The following is a 16,859-nucleotide window of genomic DNA, read 5'->3' on the forward strand; positions in this document are numbered from 1 at the left end:
CTGCACAGTGTATGTAAGGGAGTCTGCGATGACACTGGCCAGCGCGTACCCGGTCCTGATGACGACTGACGTGGCCGCCACTGCGGCCTTCTACCGCGAGCACTTCGGGTTCCAGCCCACCTTCGAGACGGAGTGGTACGTGAGCCTGCGCCGCGACAACTGGGAACTGGCGGTGCTGGACAGCAGCCACGAGACGATCCCGGCGGCCTACCGTGGGCCGGCCGCCCGCGGGATGCTGCTCAACCTGGAAGTGGACGACGTCGACGCCGAGTGGGAGCGGCTGCGCAACCTCGACGTCGTGCTCCCCGTCCGGACCGAAGAGTTCGGACAGCGGCACTTCATCCTCGCCGGCCCGGACGGTGTCCTGATCGACGTCATCACCAACGTGGAACCCGCGGAGGAGTACGCGGACAGGTTCGTCTCCTAGCATCTCCCAGGCAAACGGTGCTCACGTGGCGCGGCCCGCGAGCACCAGCGCCCAGCACAGTGCGCCGAACCCGGCCGTGCTCGCCAGCGTCCGCACCACGTTCCACGCGACCCAGGCGGACTCGAAGCGCTCCCGTGCCCCAGCGGGATCGGCCGGACCGGCCGCGGCGAGAGCGTCGTTCAGCGGCACGTTCACCGCCACTGTGACGACGAGCATCACCAGGTACAGGGCGAGCCCGGCGACGATCCAGGGCAGCGCCGCCCGGGCCGACCCGCGCCACGCCAGCACCGCCGCGAGCGCGGCCAGCACCGGCGTACCCAGGAAGGCCGGCAGGAACCAGCCGTTGACGATGGTGACGTTGATGCGCTGCATCGCGTCCACGAAGGTGCGGTCGTCCGCGCCGCGCAGCGCCGGCATCACGGCGTACGCGAACGCGGCGAACAGGCCCGCCATCAGCCCGGCCCCGACTGTCGCGCCGACCAGCGTCAGTTGTTGTGCGAGTCGCATGTCCTCATCGAACCGCCGCGCGGTGAGACGGCCCATGGTCAGGACGCGCGATCCTGTGTTCAATCGTCTCCGTGGACGCCGTTTCCGGTCTGCTCGACGGTCCCCGGGCGCGGGGTGCCTTCCTGCTGCGCTCGGTCCTCACCCCGCCCTGGTCGATGCTGATCCGGGACGAGGCGCCGCTCACGCTGGTCGCCGTGGTGCGCGGGGACGGCTGGATCGTGCCCGAGGAGGGCGAGGCCGCGCGGCTGACCGGCGGTGACGTGGCGATCGTGCGCGGCCCGGCCCCGTACACGGTCGCGAACGACCCGGCCACGGTGCCGCAGGTGGTCGTGCACCCGGGGCAGCGCTGCACCACGCCGGACGGGCGCGAGCTGTTCGCGATGACGCGGTGGGGCGTACGCACCTGGGGCAACGGGCCGGACGGCCGGACCGTGCTGCTCACCGGCACGTACCCGGTGCGGGGGACTGTCGGACGGCGGCTGCTGGACGCGCTGCCGCCGCTCGCGGTGGTGCGGCGCGAGTCCTGGGACACACCGCTGGTGCCGCTGCTGGCCGCCGAGATCGTCAAGGACGACCCCGGCCAGGAGGCGGTGCTCGACCGCCTGCTCGACCTGCTGCTCATCGCCGCGCTGCGGGAGTGGTTCGCCCGGCCGGGCGCCGCCGCACCCGCCTGGTACCGGGCGTACGCCGATCCGGTGGTCGGCCGCGCGCTGCGGATGCTGCACCACGACCCGGCCCGGCGGTGGACGGTGGCGTCGCTCGCCGCCGAGGTGGGGATGTCCCGGGCGGCGCTGGCGCGGCGCTTCACCGCGCTTGTCGGCGAGCCGCCCATGTCGTACCTGGCGGGCTGGCGGCTGGCGCTCGCGGCCGACCTGCTCCGCGAGCCCGGCGCCACCGTCGGCGCGGTGGCCCGTCGGGTCGGCTACGGCAGTTCGTTCGCCCTGAGTACGGCGTTCAAGCGCCGGTACGGCGTGAGCCCGCGCGGGCACGTCGACACGGCTAGATTGGCCGGATGACTGTCGATCTGTTCGCCGGCGTCCCGGTCCGCGACCTCGCGGTGGCGACGGCCTGGTACGAGCGGCTGTTCGGCGCCCCGCCGCAGTTCCGGCCCGACGACAGCGAGGCGGTGTGGGAGCTGGCCGAGCACCGTTACCTCTATGTCGACGTGCGGCCGGAGCACGCCGGTCACGCCGTGCAGACGGTCTTCGTCGACGACCTCGACTCCCGCGTCGCGGCGATCACCGCTCGTGGTCTGACACCGGCGGCGGAGGAGACCTACGACAACGGCGTCCGCAAGGTGATCTTCCGCGACCCGGACGGCAACGAGATCGGCTTCGGCGGCGGCCCGGCCTGACGGGCCGGCCGGGCCGCGTGGATTCGCGGCCCGGCCTGCGACGTCAGCGGGGACGCCGGGTCTTCGGCAGGTCGAACTGGTCCGCCCGGCGGCAGTCCTTCGGGCCGCCGACCGCCTGCGGGCCGACCTCCTCCAGGGCCTTGCGGGCGCGCTGGCGGCCCAGGTTCCAGGCGTACCAGGGGTCGGGTTCGGCGAGGTCGTCGGCGATCCAGCTCAGCGTGCACCGGCGCACCGGGTCGGGGAGCTTGGCGAGCGCCGGGGTGGCGTCGGCGGACAGCGCCCGCAGGTACCAGGCGTCGATCTTGCCGGTCTGCTCGTAGCGGAGCGTGTTGCGGCGGGCGACGTAGTCCTCCGGGTTCAGTACGGCCAGGCCGAGCAGCATCGCCACCGCCAGCGCGAGCGTGGTGCCGGGAATCCACCGGCCCTTCCACCGGACGCCGGCCGCGATGATCATCAGGAAGACCGTGCCGAGCAGCATCTCGAACGCCATCACGAAGATCCGCTCGCCGGTGAAGCTGTAGACCTTCTGGTACGTCCACATCCGGGACAGCGCCGACGCCACGATCACCACGCTCAGCGCGCTGATCAGCCCGAGCAGCACACGCAGCAGGATGCGCTCGACCGGCTGTTCCCGGCGCGCCCAGCGGCTCACCCCGCCGAGCACCGCCACCGTCAGCAGCGTGACGAAGAGCAGCTGCCAGAAGCCGCTGCGCGCGTACTCGGCGTAGCTGAGCCCGGCGACCCGCTGCACGTGCCGCTGCCCGCCGAAGAGCGTGGTGAACTGCACCACCACGAACCCGGCGAACAGCAGCGTGAGCGCGCCGATGGCCGGGGCCCACTCCAGCAGGCCGAGGCGGCGCTCACCGGACCGATCCACGGTGGACAGGTCGGGCGGCGCGGCGAGTGTGTAGAGCGCGGCGACAGCGATCAGACCGCCCACCACGGCCAGGAACAGCCAGCCGAACACCGTACCGAGGTTGATCTCGGGGACGAGCGAACCGAGCGCCTCGGAGAACGCCGCGTCGGCCGACGCGAGCAGGCTGCCGAAGACCACCAGCACCACGACCGTGGCGACGACGGAGACGGTCACCTTGCGCACCGTCGCCTCCTGCGGCGAGGCGGTGATGTGCCGGCGTACCCAGGGCAGGCCACGCAACGCCGCGAACGGCGTCGCCACCAGGCCGAACAGGATCGAGCGCACCAGCCGCCCGCCGACGATCGCGAGGGTGGCGCAGCCGAGCGCGCCGAGCACGCAGAACGTCACGAGCCACCAGGCGTTGCGGAACGCCGGCACGGCGATCAGGGCCAGGGCCGCCACCGCCCAGCCGGCCCGGATGAGCTTGTCGGCGCGCGGCAGATCCGTGGTCCTGGACCGGACCGCCAGCACCACCGCGAGCGTGAGCGTGAGCCACCCCAGGAACCAGCCCACGCCGACGCGACCGAGCGGCACGAAGACCGCGCTGCCGACCGCGGCGGCCAGCACCGCCAGCGGCGCCGCCCGCCCGGTCGCCGCCTTCGGGCCGGGCCACCGCGCGCCCAGGAACGAGGTCCGCGGCACCGCAGGTCGCGGCGCCCACGTCGGCGCCTGCGGGTGCCCGCTCCACCCCATTCCGGGGTACGGCGGCGCGGGCGCCGGCCCACCGCCGTGCGGAGGCGGCGTGCCCGGAGCGCGCTGAGTACCCGGCGCGGGCGGCGGCCCGGAGGCCGGCTGCGCGCCCGGCGCGGCCCATGCCCCGGAGGCAGACGCCTGCGTGGCGCCGGACGGGCCGGTATCCGCTGGCGTGCCGGGGGAGCCGGCAGGAGTCTCCGGGCCGGCTGTCGGTGGCGTGCCCGGGGGAGCGGCAGATGTCTGCGAGGCTCCCGACGGGTCGGAAGTCGCGGAAGCGGCCGTCCGCGGAGCGCCGTCGCCGGGGCGCGCGCCGGTTCCGGCTCCACCGGAGTCGGCCGTGGCCGCGTCTGCCGGGCCGGCATCCGGGGTGGACGATGCGGCGTCGCCGGTGGCCGGGGACGTTCCGCCCGCCTGCTCCCGGCGAGCGGCCGCAACGGCGTCCGGCGGGGCGGCGACAGGCTCTCCGCCCGCCGGACGGTCGGTGACGCGCTTCCCAGCCCCGGCTGCCGCCGGCGCACTGCCGTCGAGGGGTGTGGACCCGGCCGAGGCGGCCGGGCCGCTCGCGCCGACGGAAGGGGCCGAGCCCTCGGCCGGTGTGGACAGGGCGGCGGTGGTGCCGCTCGCGCCGGTGGCCGGGGCGGCGCCCTCCGCCGGGGAGCGCTCGGCGGCGGGCGCCGTCGCCTGGGCGGGCACCGCCGCCGCCGGCTGGCCGGGCGCCGGGACCAGCGGGAGGAACAACGCGTACCCCTGGGTGCCGGACGGCACGGTGACCGGAATGGCCCAGCCGGGCTGCCCCTCGGCGCCCGGCCAGGGCATCGGCGCGGGAGCGCCCTCCACGGTGGGCAGGACCAGCAGGTACGGCTGTGCGGGGGCGGGGACGTCGCCCGGCGCGGGCCCGGCCGCGGGGGCGGCGCGGGACGGCTCGGGGGACGGGGCCGGCTCGGACAAGGGACGCTCCTCGATCACGGGGTTTCGTCACTGTAGGGCCCCTCCGGCGTCCGTCGCCGCCCCGGTTGTCCGTTCGGTCATGTCGCCTCGGCCGATCGGCGCGGATCGAACCTTTGGCGGCTCGCAGCCGTACCAGTGCGCGGGAGGTCGATCACATGGCCGCACGACGCGCGCTCGCCGCGCTCGCCGCCGTCGCCGCGACGGTGCCGCTGGGCGCCGCGCCGGCCGCGGCGCACGGTGCGCCGACCAGTCCACTGAGCCGGGCCGCCGCGTGCGGGCCCGAGGGTGGGCGGGCGCAGACGCCCGCCTGCCGGGCCGCGATCGCCGCCGGAGCGGCGGTACGCGAGTGGGACAACGTCCGGGTGGCCCGGATCGACGGGCGGGACCGGGAACGCATTCCGGACGGGGAGCTGTGCAGCGGCGGGCTGTCCGCGTACCGGGGACTGGACCTGCCGCGCGCCGACTGGCCCGCCACCACGCTCACCGCCGGGGCGCGGTACACGTTCCGCTACCGCACCACCATCCCGCACCGGGGCACGTTCCGGTACTACGTCACCACCGGCTCGTACTCGCCGAAGCGCGTGCTGACCTGGGCGGACCTGGAGGAGAAGCCGTTCCTCCAGGTCACCGACCCGCCGATCCGCGCGGGCGCGTACGAGATGCGGGGCCGGCTGCCCGCCGGGCGTACCGGCCGGCACCTCGTCTACGTCATCTGGCAGAACTCGGACACCCAGGACACGTACTACTCCTGCTCGGACGTGGTCTTCCGGGCGGCACGCGGTGCGCCGGACCCGCCGCCGGCAGCGCCGAAGGCGAGCGCGTCGCCTCCGCGTACCCTCGCCGGGGCGGCGACCGACGACGAGCCGGCGGTGCCGGTCGCGACGGTGACCGACGGCGGACCCTTCTCCCGGCCGTTGGTTCTCGGCGCGGCGGCCCTCGTCACCGCGCTGCTCGCGGCGACGGTGGTCGGGCTGCGGCGGGCCGGCGGTCCGCCGCCCGGGCGGCCGTGCGGTGTCCGCAACCACCGCGCCGGGCGGCGCCGCGTCTGGTGACTCAGCCGAGCAGGTCCTCGATCTCGGCCAGGTCGTTCCCGGCGAGGTCGAGGTTGTCCAGGGCGGCCACGTTGCCCTCCAGCTGCGCCACGCTGCTCGCGCCGATGATGAGGCTGGTCATGCGCGGGTCGCGCAGCGCCCAGGCCAGGGCGAGCTGGGCCAGCGTCTGCCCGCGCCGCTCGGCCACCGCGGCGAGCCCCCGGACCGTCGTCATCGTCCCCTCGTCGAGGTCGCTCTCGTTGAGGAAGACGCTCGTGCGCACCCGCGAGTCGGCCGGGATGCCCGTGAGGTAACGGTCGGTGAGCAGGCCCTGGGCGAGCGGGCTGTACGCGATGCAGCCGGCGCCGACGCGCTCCAGCGTGTCCAGCAGGCCGTCCTCCTCCGTCCAGCGGTTCATCATCGAGTACGACGGCTGGTTGATCAGCAGCGGCGTGCCCAGGTCGCGGAGGATCTCGGCGGCCCGCTCGGTCTGCTCGGAGTCGTAGTTGGAGATGCCCACGTAGAGCGCCTTGCCGGAGCGGACGATCGCGTCGAGCGCGCCCATCGTCTCCTCCAGCGGAGTCTCCGGGTCGAACCGGTGCGAGTAGAAGATGTCGACGTAGTCCAGCCCGAGGCGGCGCAGCGACTGGTCCAACGACGAGATCAGGTACTTGCGCGAACCCCACTCGCCGTACGGGCCGGGCCACATCAGATAACCGGCCTTGCTGGAGATCACCAGCTCGTCCCGGTACGGCTTCAGGTCGGTGGCGAGCAGCCGGCCGAAGTTCTCCTCCGCCGAACCGGGCGGCGGGCCGTAGTTGTTGGCCAGGTCGAAGTGGGTGATGCCGAGGTCGAAGGCGCGGCGGACGATGTCCCGCTGCCGCTCGAAGGGCCGGTCCGGTCCGAAGTTGTGCCACAGGCCGAGGGAGATGACAGGCAGCTTCAGCCCGCTCCGGCCGCTGCGCCGGTAGATCATCTCGTGGTAACGGTCGTCGCTGGCGAGGTATGTCACCAGGCCATTCTGTCCGCACCGGAGTGCGTACGCAGCGGCGCGGGTACGTTCGGCCTCATGCGTTACGTGCGGCTCGACACTCCCAAGCCCATTTCCAAGATCGGCCTCGGCACCTGGCAGTTCGGCTCCAAGGAGTGGGGTTACGGCCCCGAGTACGAGCGTCGCGCGGCCGAGATCGTCCGGCGGGCGCTCGACCTGGGCGTCACCCTGTTCGACACCGCCGAGCTGTACGGCTTCGGCCGCAGCGAGCGCATCCTCGGCGCCGCGCTGGGCGACGACCGGGCGAAGGTCGTCGTCGCCAGCAAGATCTTCCCGCTGCTGCCGGTCGCGCCGGTGGTGCAGCAGCGCGCGGTCGCCTCCGCCGCCCGGCTCGGCGTCGACGGCATCGACCTCTACCAGGTGCACCAGGCCAACCCCGTGGTCGCCGACACCACCACCATGCGCGGCATGCGCTCGTTGCAGGACGTCGGACTGGTCGGCGAGGTCGGCGTCAGCAACTACGGCCTGCGCCGGTGGCGGTTCGCCGAGGCCGCGCTGGGCCGCCGGGTGCTGAGCAACCAGGTCCGCTACAGCATGATCGACCGCGGCCCCGAGGAAGACCTCATCCCGTACGCGGAGCAGGCCGGCCGGATCGTCATCGCGTACTCGCCGCTGGCGCAGGGTTTCCTCTCCGGCCGCTACGACGCCACGAACCCGCCGGCCGGTGCGGTACGCCGGGCCAACCCGTACTTCCTGCCGGAGAACCTGGAACGCGGCACCCAGCTCATCGCCACGCTGCGCGAGGTGGCCGACGCGCACGACGCCACGCCGAGCCAGATCGCGCTCGCGTACGTGCTGCAGCACCCGAACGTGGTGGCCATCCCGGGCGCCTCCGGGGTCGAGCAGATGGAACGCAACGCGGCCGCCGCCGAGATCGACCTCGCCGACGACGAGTACGCCGCACTGGTCGCCGCCGCGCACGCGTTCCGCCCGGTCACCGGCCTGGCCGCCGTACCCCGGATGGTCCGCGCCCGCCTGGGCGGGTGAGCCGGCCGGAATCTCCCCGGCGCGGGGGAGCCGGACCGGTGCGACGGGGCGGACAATGACCGGGTGACGGTCCGGGGGGTGTTCGCGCCGCTGGTGCGCGCCAGCACCTGGCGCCGCGCCGTGTTCCTGCTCCTCGGTGGCGTGCTCGCCCTGCCGTACGCCCTGCTGGCGGTGGTCTTCGCGCAGATGCTGGGCAGCGCGACAGCACCCCGCCCGCTCGTGTTCGGCCTGCTGCTGGTGGCCGCCGGGCTCGCTCTGGTGCCGGTGTTCCTGGCCGGCAGCCGGGCGCTGGAGATCGCCGCCGCCCGGGCGCTGCTCGCCGTCGACCTGCCGGAGCCCGCGCCCGGGCACCGGATCGACCGGGAGACCCGGCTGCGCGCCGCGCTCTGGATCGCCCTGCACCTGGGCACCGGCGCGGTCGTGTGGTTCGCCGCGATCAGCGCGTTTCCGATGGCACTGGTCTTCGTCGCCGGGCTGGCCGGGATGGACACCGGCGCGGTGGCGGACCAGCGGCTCGGCCCCGTCGACCCGGCGCAGCCGGTCCAGGCGGGCCTGGCCGGGCTGGCCGTCCTGGCCGGGCTCGGCTACGCCGTCGCCGGCCTGGGCGCGCTCGCCGCCTCGATGGCGCCGGTGCTGCTCGGCCCGGCCCAGGCCGAACGGATCGCCGCGCTGGAGGCCCACGCGGTACGGCTGGCCGAACGCAACCGGCTGGCCCGGGAACTGCACGACTCGGTCGGCCACGCCCTGACCGTGGCGACCCTCCAGGCCGGCGCCGCGCGGGAACTGCTCGACACCGACCCCGAGTTCAGCCGGCGGGCCCTGGCGGCCATCGAGGAGACCAGCCGGCGCGCCATGGACGATCTGGACCACGTCCTCGGGCTGCTCCGCGAGGCCGACGCCGCGACGGCGCCCGCCCCGCAGTCCACACTCGCCGGACTCGACCGGCTGGTCGCCGCAGCCCGCGCCGCCGGGCTGGTCGTCGAGTCCCGGGTCGACGGGGCGCTCGACGCGCTGCCCGCCGTGGTGTCCCGCGAGGGTTACCGCATCGTCCAGGAAGGGCTCACCAACGCGGCCCGGCACGGCCGCGGACCGGTCGCGCTGCGGGTCGCCGTACCCCCGGAGGGGCTGGCGATCGAGCTGGTCAACGCCGTGCGCGGCGCCGCCGGGCCGGCCCGCGGCGGGCGCGGGCTCGACGGCATGCGGGAGCGGGTGCTGCTGCTGGGCGGGTGCCTGGACGCCGGCCCCGACGGGGATCGCTGGCGCGTCCGGGCCACCCTGCCGGTGCCGAGAGGGGAGAGCCGGTGACCATCGACGTGCTGATCGTCGACGACGACGAGCTGATCCGGGTCGGCCTGCGGGCGATCGTGGACGCCCAGCCGGACCTGCGCGTCGTCGGCGAGGCGGCGGACGGGGCCCAGGTGCCGCCGCTCGTCGCGAAGCTGCGACCGCGGGTGGTGCTGATGGACGTGCGGATGCCGGCCATCGACGGCATCCAGGCCACCCGCCGGCTGCTCGCCGCCTCCGCCGACCCGCCCCGGGTCCTGGTGGTCACCACGTTCGCCAACGACGAGTACGTCTACGAGGCGCTGCGCGCCGGAGCGAGCGGTTTCCTCCTCAAACGGGCCCGCCCGGCAGAGGTGGTGCAGGCGATCCGGGTGGTGGCGGCCGGGGAGTCGCTGCTGTTCCCGGCCGCCATCCGGCAGCTCGTCGACACGTACGGGCGGCGCGACGGCGACCGGCTCCGGGCCGCGCGCCTGACCGAGCGCGAGGCCGAGGTGCTGCGGCTGATGGCCGCCGGCCTGTCCAATCCGGAGATCGCCGCCCGGCTCGTCGTCGGCGTCGAGACGGTCAAGACACACGTCGGGAACGTGCTGGCCAAGCTCGGGGTGCGGGACCGGACCCAGGCGGTGGTCGCCGCCTACGAGTCGGGCTTCGTGGTCCCGGCCGGCTGACCTGTCCCTCCCGTGGGGGAGCGGGTCCACCCCGTGGCGGGAGGGAACGCGCGGCCGACCGGTCCAGGCTGAGGACATGACGACGACCATCACCTCCGCACCTCCCCGGGACACCCGCACCCGGCTGGACCCGGCCGCCCCGCTCGCCGCCGCCTGGCTCGGCGGCTGGGGTGTGCTCGCCCTGCTGTCCTCGCTCACCGGCGCCGGCTACTCGTTCGGCACGAACGACCCGCACGGCGGGGACGCCGCCGGCCTGCTCCGGCTGCTGCCGGACGCCGTCGGCCCGCCGCTGTTCGCGGCGGTGCTGCTGACCGGCGCCGTCGCCGCCCTCGCCATGACCGGCCCGGCGAGGCGCCCGTCCCGCCCGGTGCGCCTGCTGATCACCGGGTACGCCACGACCGTCGCCCTCGCGTTGGCGGTGGTGGTGCCCGGGATGCGGGTGCTCGCGCTGCTCGGCTACGCGCCGATGCTGATCATCGGGGCGCCGTTCGGCTGGCCCCCGGTGGACTACGGCGACATCTTCACCTGGCCGCTGTTCGCCCGGCTGGCTGCCCTGGCCGGCGGGATGCTGCTGGCCGGCGCGCTGCTGCGCTGGCGTCGCCGGACCGCCGACGGGTCCGCTCCGGGCTGGACCGCGCCCGCTGCGGCCGCCAGGTGGGGCCGGTGGGCGACGTGGACGGCAGCCGTCATCCCGGTGCTCTACGCGCTCACCCGGTTCGCGTGGGTGGCCGGCATTCCACTGGGCATGTCCCGGGAGACGCTCGCCGAGATGCGGGCCGACGGTGCGATCTGGGCGGGCGCCGGGCTGGGCGCCTTCGCCGTGGTCGGCGCGGTGCTCACGCTCGGGCTGGTGGCCGGCTGGGGAGAGCGGTTCCCGCGCTGGCTGCCCGGGCTGGCGGGCCGGCGGGTACCGGTGCTCCTCGCGGTGATCCCGGCCGGGCTGGTCGCGCTCGCCGTGCTGGCGGCCAGCCTCGACCTGCTCGCCGCGCCGCAGTTCGCCGAGCTGATCCGCGAGGGCAACGCCGCCGCCCTGCCGATGGTGCTGTGGCCGGTCTGGGCGGTCACGCTGGCCGGTGCCGCGTACGCGTACCACCTGCGGCGCCGCGCCTGAGACGCCGCCCGGGGGCCGGTCCCGGCACGGGGCGGGACCGACCCCCGGGCGGTGCGCGGATTCTGAGCTAGCGTGGATCGGGTGACCGCTCCCAACCAGGTTTCCCCGGTCCCGCCCGCCGACCTGCCGAGCACGCTCGGCGAGCTGCGCGCGACCGGCCACCAGTACCGCACGGTCAAACAGGAACTCCGGGACAACCTCCTCGCCCGGATGGGCTCCGGCGAGGACCGCTTCCCCGGCATCGTGGGCTACGAGGACACGGTGCTGCCCGAGGTCGAGCGCGCGCTGCTCGCCGGGCACGACATGGTGCTGCTCGGCGAGCGCGGGCAGGGCAAGACCCGGCTGATCCGCTCGCTCGGCGCGCTGCTGGACGAGTGGACCCCGGTGATCCCCGGCTCGGTGCTCAACGAACACCCGATGCACCCGCTCACCCCGGCCTCCCAGGCGCTCGTCGACTCGGCCGGTGACGATCTGCCGATCGGCTGGCTGCACCGCTCGATGCGGTACGGCGAGAAGCTCGCCACGCCGGACACCAGCGTCGGTGACCTGATCGGCGACGTCGACCCGATCCGCCTCGCCCAGGGGCGTACGCTCGGCGACCCGGAGACCATCCACTTCGGGCTCGTACCGCGGACCAACCGGGGCGTCTTCGCCGTCAACGAGCTGCCCGACCTGGCCGAACGCATCCAGGTGGCGCTGCTCAACGTGCTGGAGGAGCGCGACATCCAGGTCCGCGGCTACCAGCTGCGACTGCCGCTGGACCTGCTGCTGGTGGCCAGCGCCAACCCGGAGGACTACACCAACCGGGGCCGGATCATCACGCCGCTCAAGGACCGGTTCGGCGCGGAGATCCGTACCCACTACCCGCTCGACCTCGACCTGGAGCTGGCGCTGATCCGGCAGGAGGCCGACCTGGTCGCCGTCGTGCCGGAGCACGTGCTGGAGGTGCTCGCCCGGTTCGCCCGCGACGTGCGGGAGTCCCCGTCGGTCGACCCGCGCTCCGGCGTGTCCGCCCGGTTCGCCATCGCCGCCGCGGAGACGGTGGCCGCCGCCGCGTTGCGCCGTTCGGGTCTGCTGGCCGGTGCCTCTGCCGGCGCTGGTGCCTCTGCTGCTGCCTCGGGTGGCGGGGCCGGGTCGGCATCCCGTCCGGAGGCGCCGGTGGCCCGGATCGGGGACACCGTGTCGGTGACCTCCACGCTGCGCGGCAAGGTCGAGTTCGAGAGCGGCGAGGAGGGACGCGAGATCGAGGTGCTCGCGCACCTGCTGCGTACCGCCACCGCCGAGACGTTCCGCGCCCGCCTCGCCGGGCTCGACCTGTCCGGCTTCACCGCGCTCGTCGCCGAGGGCGGCGCCGTCGAGACCGGGGAGCTGGTCTCCTCATCCGAGCTGCTGCGCCAGGTCGGGACCGTGCCGGGGCTGGCCAAGGTGCTCGACCGGCTCGGGCTCGGTGACGCGCCCAGCCCGGAGGAGGCAGCCGCCGGCATCGAGTTCGTGCTGGAAGGGCTGCACCTGACCCGCCGGCTCGGCAAGGACGTCAGCGACTCCGGGCGCACCGTCTACGGGGACCGGGACTGACAATGGCCGGCGGCAACCGCTTCCGGTACGGGCAGTGGCGCGGCGGACCCGACCCGCTCGCCCCGCCGTACGACGTCCGCGCCGCGGTGGACGCGGTCGGCGCGGACGTGCTGGCCGGCGGCAGTCTGCGCGAGTCCCTGCGTGAGCTGCTGCGGCGTGGCCCGCAGGGGCGGGGCGGGCTGGACGACCTGGCCGCCCGCGCCCGCCGCCTGCGCCGGGAGGCGCTGCGCCGGGGCGACCTGGACGGCGCGGTCACCCGGGCCCGGGCCCTGCTCGACCAGGCGCTCGCCGCCGAACGCGACGAGCTGCGCGGCCGCGACGGCGACGACGCCCGGTTCGCCGAGGCCGTGCTCGACAACCTGCCCCGGTCCACCGCCCGCGCGGTGTCGGAGCTCTCCGGGTACGACTGGGCCAGCGCGGAGGCGCGGCAGACGTACCAGCGGATCCTCGACGGGCTACGCGGCGACGTGCTGGAGCAGCGCTTCGCCGGGCTGCGCGACGCGGCACGGGCCACCGCCGACCCGGCCGTCCAGCAGCAGCTCGCCGAGATGATGCGCGACCTCAACGACCTGCTCGCCCGGCACGCCCGCTCCGAGGACACCACCGACGCGTTCGCCGAGTTCATGCGCCGCCACGGGGAGTTCTTCCCGGAACGGCCCACTGACGTCGACGAGCTGATCGACGTGCTGGCCAGGCGGGCGGCCGCCGGTGAGCGGCTGATGCGGTCGCTGTCGGAACGGCAACGCGACGAACTGGCCGGGCTGATGCGCCAGTCGCTCGGCGACCGGCTGGCCGGTGAACTGTCCCAGCTCGACGCCCACCTGCGGTCGCTGCGGCCGGACCTGAACTGGCAGCGCGGCGAGCGGGTCCGCGGCGACGAGCCGCTCGGCTACGGCGAGGCCACCGGCGCGCTCGACGAGATCGCCGAACTCGACGAGCTGCTGGACTCCCTCGACCAGGACCAGCCCGGCGCCACGCTCGACGACGTCGACGTGGAGGCGGTCGCCCGGACGCTGGGCCGGGACGCCGCCGACGACGTACGCCGGTTGCAGGAGCTGGAACGCGAACTGCGCCGCCAGGGCTGGGTCACCCGGGACGCGGAAGGGCTGACGCTCAGCCCGAAGGCGCTGCGCCGGCTCGCCGGCACCGCGCTGCGCCGCGTCTTCGCCGACCTGACGGCCGGCCCGCGCGGCCAGCACGACCTCCGCTCGGCCGGCGCGGCAGGCGAGGTGAGCGGTGCGTCCCGCCCCTGGGAGTACGGCGACGAGCAGCCGCTGGACGTGGTGCGCACGCTCACCCGGGCGGTCCGCCGGGCCGGGCCCGGAGTGCCGGTGCCGCTCGCGGTCGAGGACTTCGAGGTGATGGAGACCGAACGGCGGGCGTCGGCGGCTGTGGTGCTCTGCGTCGACCTGTCGTACTCGATGATCTCGCAGGGCCGCTGGGGTCCGATGAAGCAGACCGCGCTGGCCCTGTCGCACCTGATGGCCACCCGGTTCCCGCAGGACGCGCTGCAGATCGTCGGCTTCGGCCGGGAGGCGATGCCGCTGACCCAGCAGGAGTTGGCGGCGGTGGAGCCGGACATGCAGCAGGGCACCAACCTCCAGCACGCGCTGCGGATCGCCGGCCGGCACCTGCGCCGTCATCCGGGCGCCGAGCCGGTGGTGCTCGTGGTCACCGACGGCGAGCCCACAGCGCACCTGGACCCGGAGGACGGCGAGGCGTACTTCCACTGGCCGCCGCTGCCGGAGACCATCTCGGCGACGATCCGGGAGGTGGACCGGCTGACCAGGTACGGCGCCACGCTCAACCTGTTCATGCTGGGTGACGACCCGGGTCTGCGCCGGTTCGTGGACGCGGTGGCGCGGCGCTCGGGTGGCCGCATGTTCACCCCGGACCTGGACGACCTGGGCGAGTACGTGGTCTCCGACTACCTACGCTCCCGCCACGGCCGCCGCTGAGTTCGTCGCTCCCGCCCCCCTCGCGCCGTCTCGCCGGTCCACGCGCTCTCCCTCCCCCTCCCTCCCTCCCTCCCTCCCTCGTCGATCTGTGAGTGGGGTTGTCAAGTGGTGCGGTGGTGGTTGGTGATGGTGCGGTAGATCTGTCGGGCGATGTAGCGCTTGAGGCAGCGGGTGATTTCTTTGGTGGTGCGGCCTTCGGTGCGGCGGCGGGTGATGTAGTCGCGGGTTTCGGGGTGGATGCGGCGGCGGGTGAGGGCGATGGTGTGTAGGGCGCTGTTGAGGGTTCTGTCGCCGCCGCGGTTGAGGCGGTGTCGGTTGGTGCGGCCGCTGGCCACGGGGATGGGGGCGGTGCCGGCGAGGGTGGCGTAGGCGGCTTCTGATCGGACGCGGCCGGGGTGGGACCAGGCGGTGAGGGCGATCGCGGCGGTGACGGGTCCGATGCCGGGTTGGTCGAGCAGGGGTGGGCATAGGTGGGTGACGAGGGTTCGTAGGCGGCGGTGGTTGTCGGCGAGGGTGGCGTCGAGGGTCTGGATCTGCCGGGCGAGGGTGGTCAGTTCGCGGCGGCGGGTGTGTTCCTCGCAGGGCAGGTCGGTGTCCTCGGGTAGGTCGAGGGCGGCCAGGCGGGCGATCTGGGTGGTGGTGGATAGGCCGCGTAGCGTGTGGCGCAGGGTGTCGTCGGCGGTCAGGATCAGCGCTTTGACCAGGTTGATCGTTGCGGTGCGGGTGTCGCTGTGGTGTCGGCGGCAGACCAGCAGCAGGCGCAGCGCCTCGCGTGGCCCGTCGCTGCGAGGGGCGGCGACACGCTGCAGGGGCAGGGCGAGCACGGCGTGAGCGGCGGCGACCGCGTCGAGCTGGTCGGACTTGCCGCCCCGTCGGCGCGACGCGGCGGCGGGTTTAGGCGCCTCGCTGACATCTTCACCAGCAGCGTCCAGCACCCGGCACAGCCCTTGACCGTGTGCCCGGGTGCCTTCCACCGCCCACAACCGGCGCCCCTGCGGTGGGGTGTGCGCGACGGCGAAGGTCAGCAGCCGGGCCAACCCGTCCGGGTCGGTGGGCACGGTGACCTGCGCCAACACGGCGCCGAGACGGTCGACCACGACGGCGGTGTGCGTGTCGGTGTGAGTGTCCACCCCCACCACCACGTCGTAGCGATCCGCGACTCGCTCTACGATCCTTGCCATCTCGGATTGTTGCTCCTTAACCAGCGACGACCGGGACAGTCGGCGTCGGCTCGGGAAGCAGTCACCACGACGGCAGATCTGTGATGGGCCACGTGTGCTCGCACGGGCAAGCTTCTGATCAGGCCAGCAGGGTGGGCCGGGCCGGCGCCGACGACCACCCGGGGACAGGTCTTGGACAAGGCACACACACAACCCGAGCGGCCGGATCGACGAAGAGTCACCCAAGTGATCATCGATGCCGAACCCTAACGGCAACCAGCCGAACCGATCACCACACACATAGAAGCGTCTTGGAGTTGTGGCGCCCGTGATGCCCGGTTCGCGACGTTCGCGAGGTGCCACAACTCCAAGATCGACGAACCGACGCGGGACCGTCGCCCGTTCCCGCCAGCTCCGAACCCGTGCTCGCCGATCTTGCACTTCCGCGCCCCACAAACCACGCGAATAGGACGCGCAGAGGGCGCGAACTGCAAGATCGCGTGGTGCGGGGTGATGCTCCAGCGCTCCGGTCCCCGGGCCCGCTCGGGCTCTCCTCACCCGGGCGGCCCGCCCGGGGCCGCTCGCCCGGGGCCGCTCGCCCGGGGTCGCTCGCCCGGGGCCGCTCGCCCGGGGTCGCCCGCGCGGGCCGGCCGGCCCTGTCGATCATGAGGTTGACGGCGTGTGGTGTCCGTTTTGTCACCGCTAACCTCATGATCGACGCCTTGGTGGGTGCCCGGGAGGGCTTGTTCGGTGGTGATCAAGGGGTTTGTGTCCTCGGCCGGGCCGGATGGTGACGCAAACTCCTTGATCACCGGGGGGGTAGGGCGTGTTGTCTCGGCTGGGTCCGGGGGTGTGGGTGGGGTGGGTGTTGGGTTCGGTGGTGGTGGGCGGCACTCTGACGGTGGAATGGCTGGCGGGTGGGTGGCGTTGTGTCCGGGTGAGCGACCGAGTACCAGCCGAGCCCTCGTAAGAGGCGCTGGCTGCGGGGAACAGCCCCCGGGCGGTTGGTCGTTGAGTGTGGTTCTGGCGACGTGAGTCGCGGGGAATGATCCCGGCGGGCTGGTCGTTGGACACGGTTCCGACGACGTGAACCCCCGCGTCTGCCTCCTCCGGTGGCGTGTACCGCCCCGGGAATGGTGGCGGGTGGTGGGTCGTTGGACATGCTTGCGGCGCCGCGCAGAGGCACCCC

The 16,859-nt window shown here is 74.2% G+C and carries 14 protein-coding genes; 10 read left to right on the forward strand and 4 right to left on the reverse strand.

All coding sequences use genetic code 11. The features are described 5' to 3' along the window. The first annotated feature begins 28 nt into the window (after positions 1 to 28). Entirely contained in the window at positions 29 to 427 is a 399-nt protein-coding gene (locus V6U82_RS08595) for a VOC family protein (protein ID WP_128138706.1), read from the forward strand. A gap of 21 nt (positions 428 to 448) precedes the next feature. Here V6U82_RS08595 and V6U82_RS08600 read toward each other — a convergent pair whose 3' ends face one another. Further along, the gene (locus V6U82_RS08600; protein ID WP_334460283.1) at positions 449 to 934 is read right to left on the reverse strand and encodes an anthrone oxygenase family protein; all 486 of its coding nucleotides are present in this window, start codon (positions 932 to 934) and stop codon (positions 449 to 451) included. Between the two features lie 71 nt (positions 935 to 1,005). Between V6U82_RS08600 and V6U82_RS08605 the strand changes: the two genes are divergently transcribed. Then, a complete protein-coding gene (locus V6U82_RS08605) occupies positions 1,006 to 1,950 on the forward strand; it encodes an AraC family transcriptional regulator (RefSeq protein ID WP_334460285.1) in 945 nt (314 codons plus the stop codon). Continuing rightward, complete coding sequence (locus V6U82_RS08610) at positions 1,947 to 2,288, forward strand: VOC family protein (protein WP_334460287.1); 342 nt, start codon at positions 1,947 to 1,949, stop codon at positions 2,286 to 2,288. The genes V6U82_RS08605 and V6U82_RS08610 overlap by 4 nt, the downstream gene beginning before the upstream one ends. A gap of 43 nt (positions 2,289 to 2,331) precedes the next feature. On the opposite strand, the gene V6U82_RS08615 is transcribed toward V6U82_RS08610, so the two are convergent. Continuing rightward, a complete protein-coding gene (locus tag V6U82_RS08615; RefSeq protein ID WP_334460288.1) occupies positions 2,332 to 4,845 on the reverse strand; it encodes a DUF4153 domain-containing protein in 2,514 nt (837 codons plus the stop codon). A 155-nt stretch (positions 4,846 to 5,000) separates the two neighbouring features. Between V6U82_RS08615 and V6U82_RS08620 the strand changes: the two genes are divergently transcribed. Further along, on the forward strand, positions 5,001 to 5,897 hold the full coding sequence (locus V6U82_RS08620; protein WP_334460290.1) for a lytic polysaccharide monooxygenase auxiliary activity family 9 protein: 897 nt from the start codon (positions 5,001 to 5,003) through the stop codon (positions 5,895 to 5,897). A 1-nt stretch (position 5,898) separates the two neighbouring features. Here the strand turns inward: V6U82_RS08620 and mgrA are convergent, their stop codons facing one another. After that, positions 5,899 to 6,888, reverse strand: a complete 990-nt coding sequence (gene mgrA / locus V6U82_RS08625; protein WP_334460291.1) for an L-glyceraldehyde 3-phosphate reductase — start codon at positions 6,886 to 6,888, stop codon at positions 5,899 to 5,901. Positions 6,889 to 6,945: 57 nt separating this feature from the next. On the opposite strand from mgrA, the gene V6U82_RS08630 reads away from it, so the two are divergent. The 6 genes from V6U82_RS08630 (at position 6,946) to V6U82_RS08655 (ending at position 14,510) form a co-directional block, all read left to right on the forward strand. Then, a complete protein-coding gene (locus tag V6U82_RS08630; RefSeq protein WP_334460292.1) occupies positions 6,946 to 7,914 on the forward strand; it encodes an aldo/keto reductase in 969 nt (322 codons plus the stop codon). Positions 7,915 to 7,977: 63 nt separating this feature from the next. After that, positions 7,978 to 9,219 (forward strand): sensor histidine kinase, encoded by a 1,242-nt coding sequence (locus V6U82_RS08635; RefSeq protein ID WP_334460294.1) that lies wholly within the window; start codon positions 7,978 to 7,980, stop codon positions 9,217 to 9,219. Next, positions 9,216 to 9,866, forward strand: coding sequence for a response regulator transcription factor (locus tag V6U82_RS08640; RefSeq protein ID WP_334460296.1), 651 nt, complete (start codon positions 9,216 to 9,218; stop codon positions 9,864 to 9,866). Before V6U82_RS08635 ends, V6U82_RS08640 begins: the two co-directional genes overlap by 4 nt. 76 nt (positions 9,867 to 9,942) lie before the next feature. Then, the gene (locus V6U82_RS08645; RefSeq protein ID WP_334460297.1) at positions 9,943 to 10,977 is read left to right on the forward strand and encodes a hypothetical protein; all 1,035 of its coding nucleotides are present in this window, start codon (positions 9,943 to 9,945) and stop codon (positions 10,975 to 10,977) included. A 72-nt stretch (positions 10,978 to 11,049) separates the two neighbouring features. Then, on the forward strand, positions 11,050 to 12,552 hold the full coding sequence (locus V6U82_RS08650; protein WP_128137079.1) for a magnesium chelatase: 1,503 nt from the start codon (positions 11,050 to 11,052) through the stop codon (positions 12,550 to 12,552). Positions 12,553 to 12,554: 2 nt separating this feature from the next. Further along, positions 12,555 to 14,510 carry a VWA domain-containing protein gene (locus tag V6U82_RS08655; protein ID WP_334460301.1) on the forward strand — a complete coding sequence of 652 codons (1,956 nt, stop codon included), beginning with the start codon at positions 12,555 to 12,557 and terminating at the stop codon, positions 14,508 to 14,510. A 101-nt stretch (positions 14,511 to 14,611) separates the two neighbouring features. On the opposite strand, the gene V6U82_RS08660 is transcribed toward V6U82_RS08655, so the two are convergent. Then, positions 14,612 to 15,691: an IS110 family transposase gene (locus V6U82_RS08660; RefSeq protein WP_334460303.1), complete on the reverse strand. Its 1,080-nt coding sequence runs from the start codon at positions 15,689 to 15,691 to the stop codon at positions 14,612 to 14,614. Positions 15,692 to 16,859 lie beyond the last annotated feature (1,168 nt).

This window comes from Micromonospora sp. CPCC 205554, assembly GCF_036902745.1.
GTDB lineage: Bacteria > Actinomycetota > Actinomycetes > Mycobacteriales > Micromonosporaceae > Micromonospora > Micromonospora tulbaghiae.

Bases quoted from the DNA above. Each gene is read 5' to 3' on its own strand.
- V6U82_RS08595 (WP_128138706.1), top strand. From the start codon at position 29: ATGACACTGGCCAGCGCGTACCCGGTCCTGATGACGACTGACGTGGCC.
- V6U82_RS08600 (WP_334460283.1), bottom strand. From the start codon at position 934: ATGCGACTCGCACAACAACTGACGCTGGTCGGCGCGACAGTCGGGGCC.
- V6U82_RS08610 (WP_334460287.1), top strand. From the start codon at position 1,947: ATGACTGTCGATCTGTTCGCCGGCGTCCCGGTCCGCGACCTCGCGGTG.
- V6U82_RS08620 (WP_334460290.1), top strand. From the start codon at position 5,001: ATGGCCGCACGACGCGCGCTCGCCGCGCTCGCCGCCGTCGCCGCGACG.
- V6U82_RS08630 (WP_334460292.1), top strand. From the start codon at position 6,946: ATGCGTTACGTGCGGCTCGACACTCCCAAGCCCATTTCCAAGATCGGC.
- V6U82_RS08645 (WP_334460297.1), top strand. From the start codon at position 9,943: ATGACGACGACCATCACCTCCGCACCTCCCCGGGACACCCGCACCCGG.
- V6U82_RS08655 (WP_334460301.1), top strand. From the start codon at position 12,555: ATGGCCGGCGGCAACCGCTTCCGGTACGGGCAGTGGCGCGGCGGACCC.
- V6U82_RS08660 (WP_334460303.1), bottom strand. From the start codon at position 15,691: ATGGCAAGGATCGTAGAGCGAGTCGCGGATCGCTACGACGTGGTGGTG.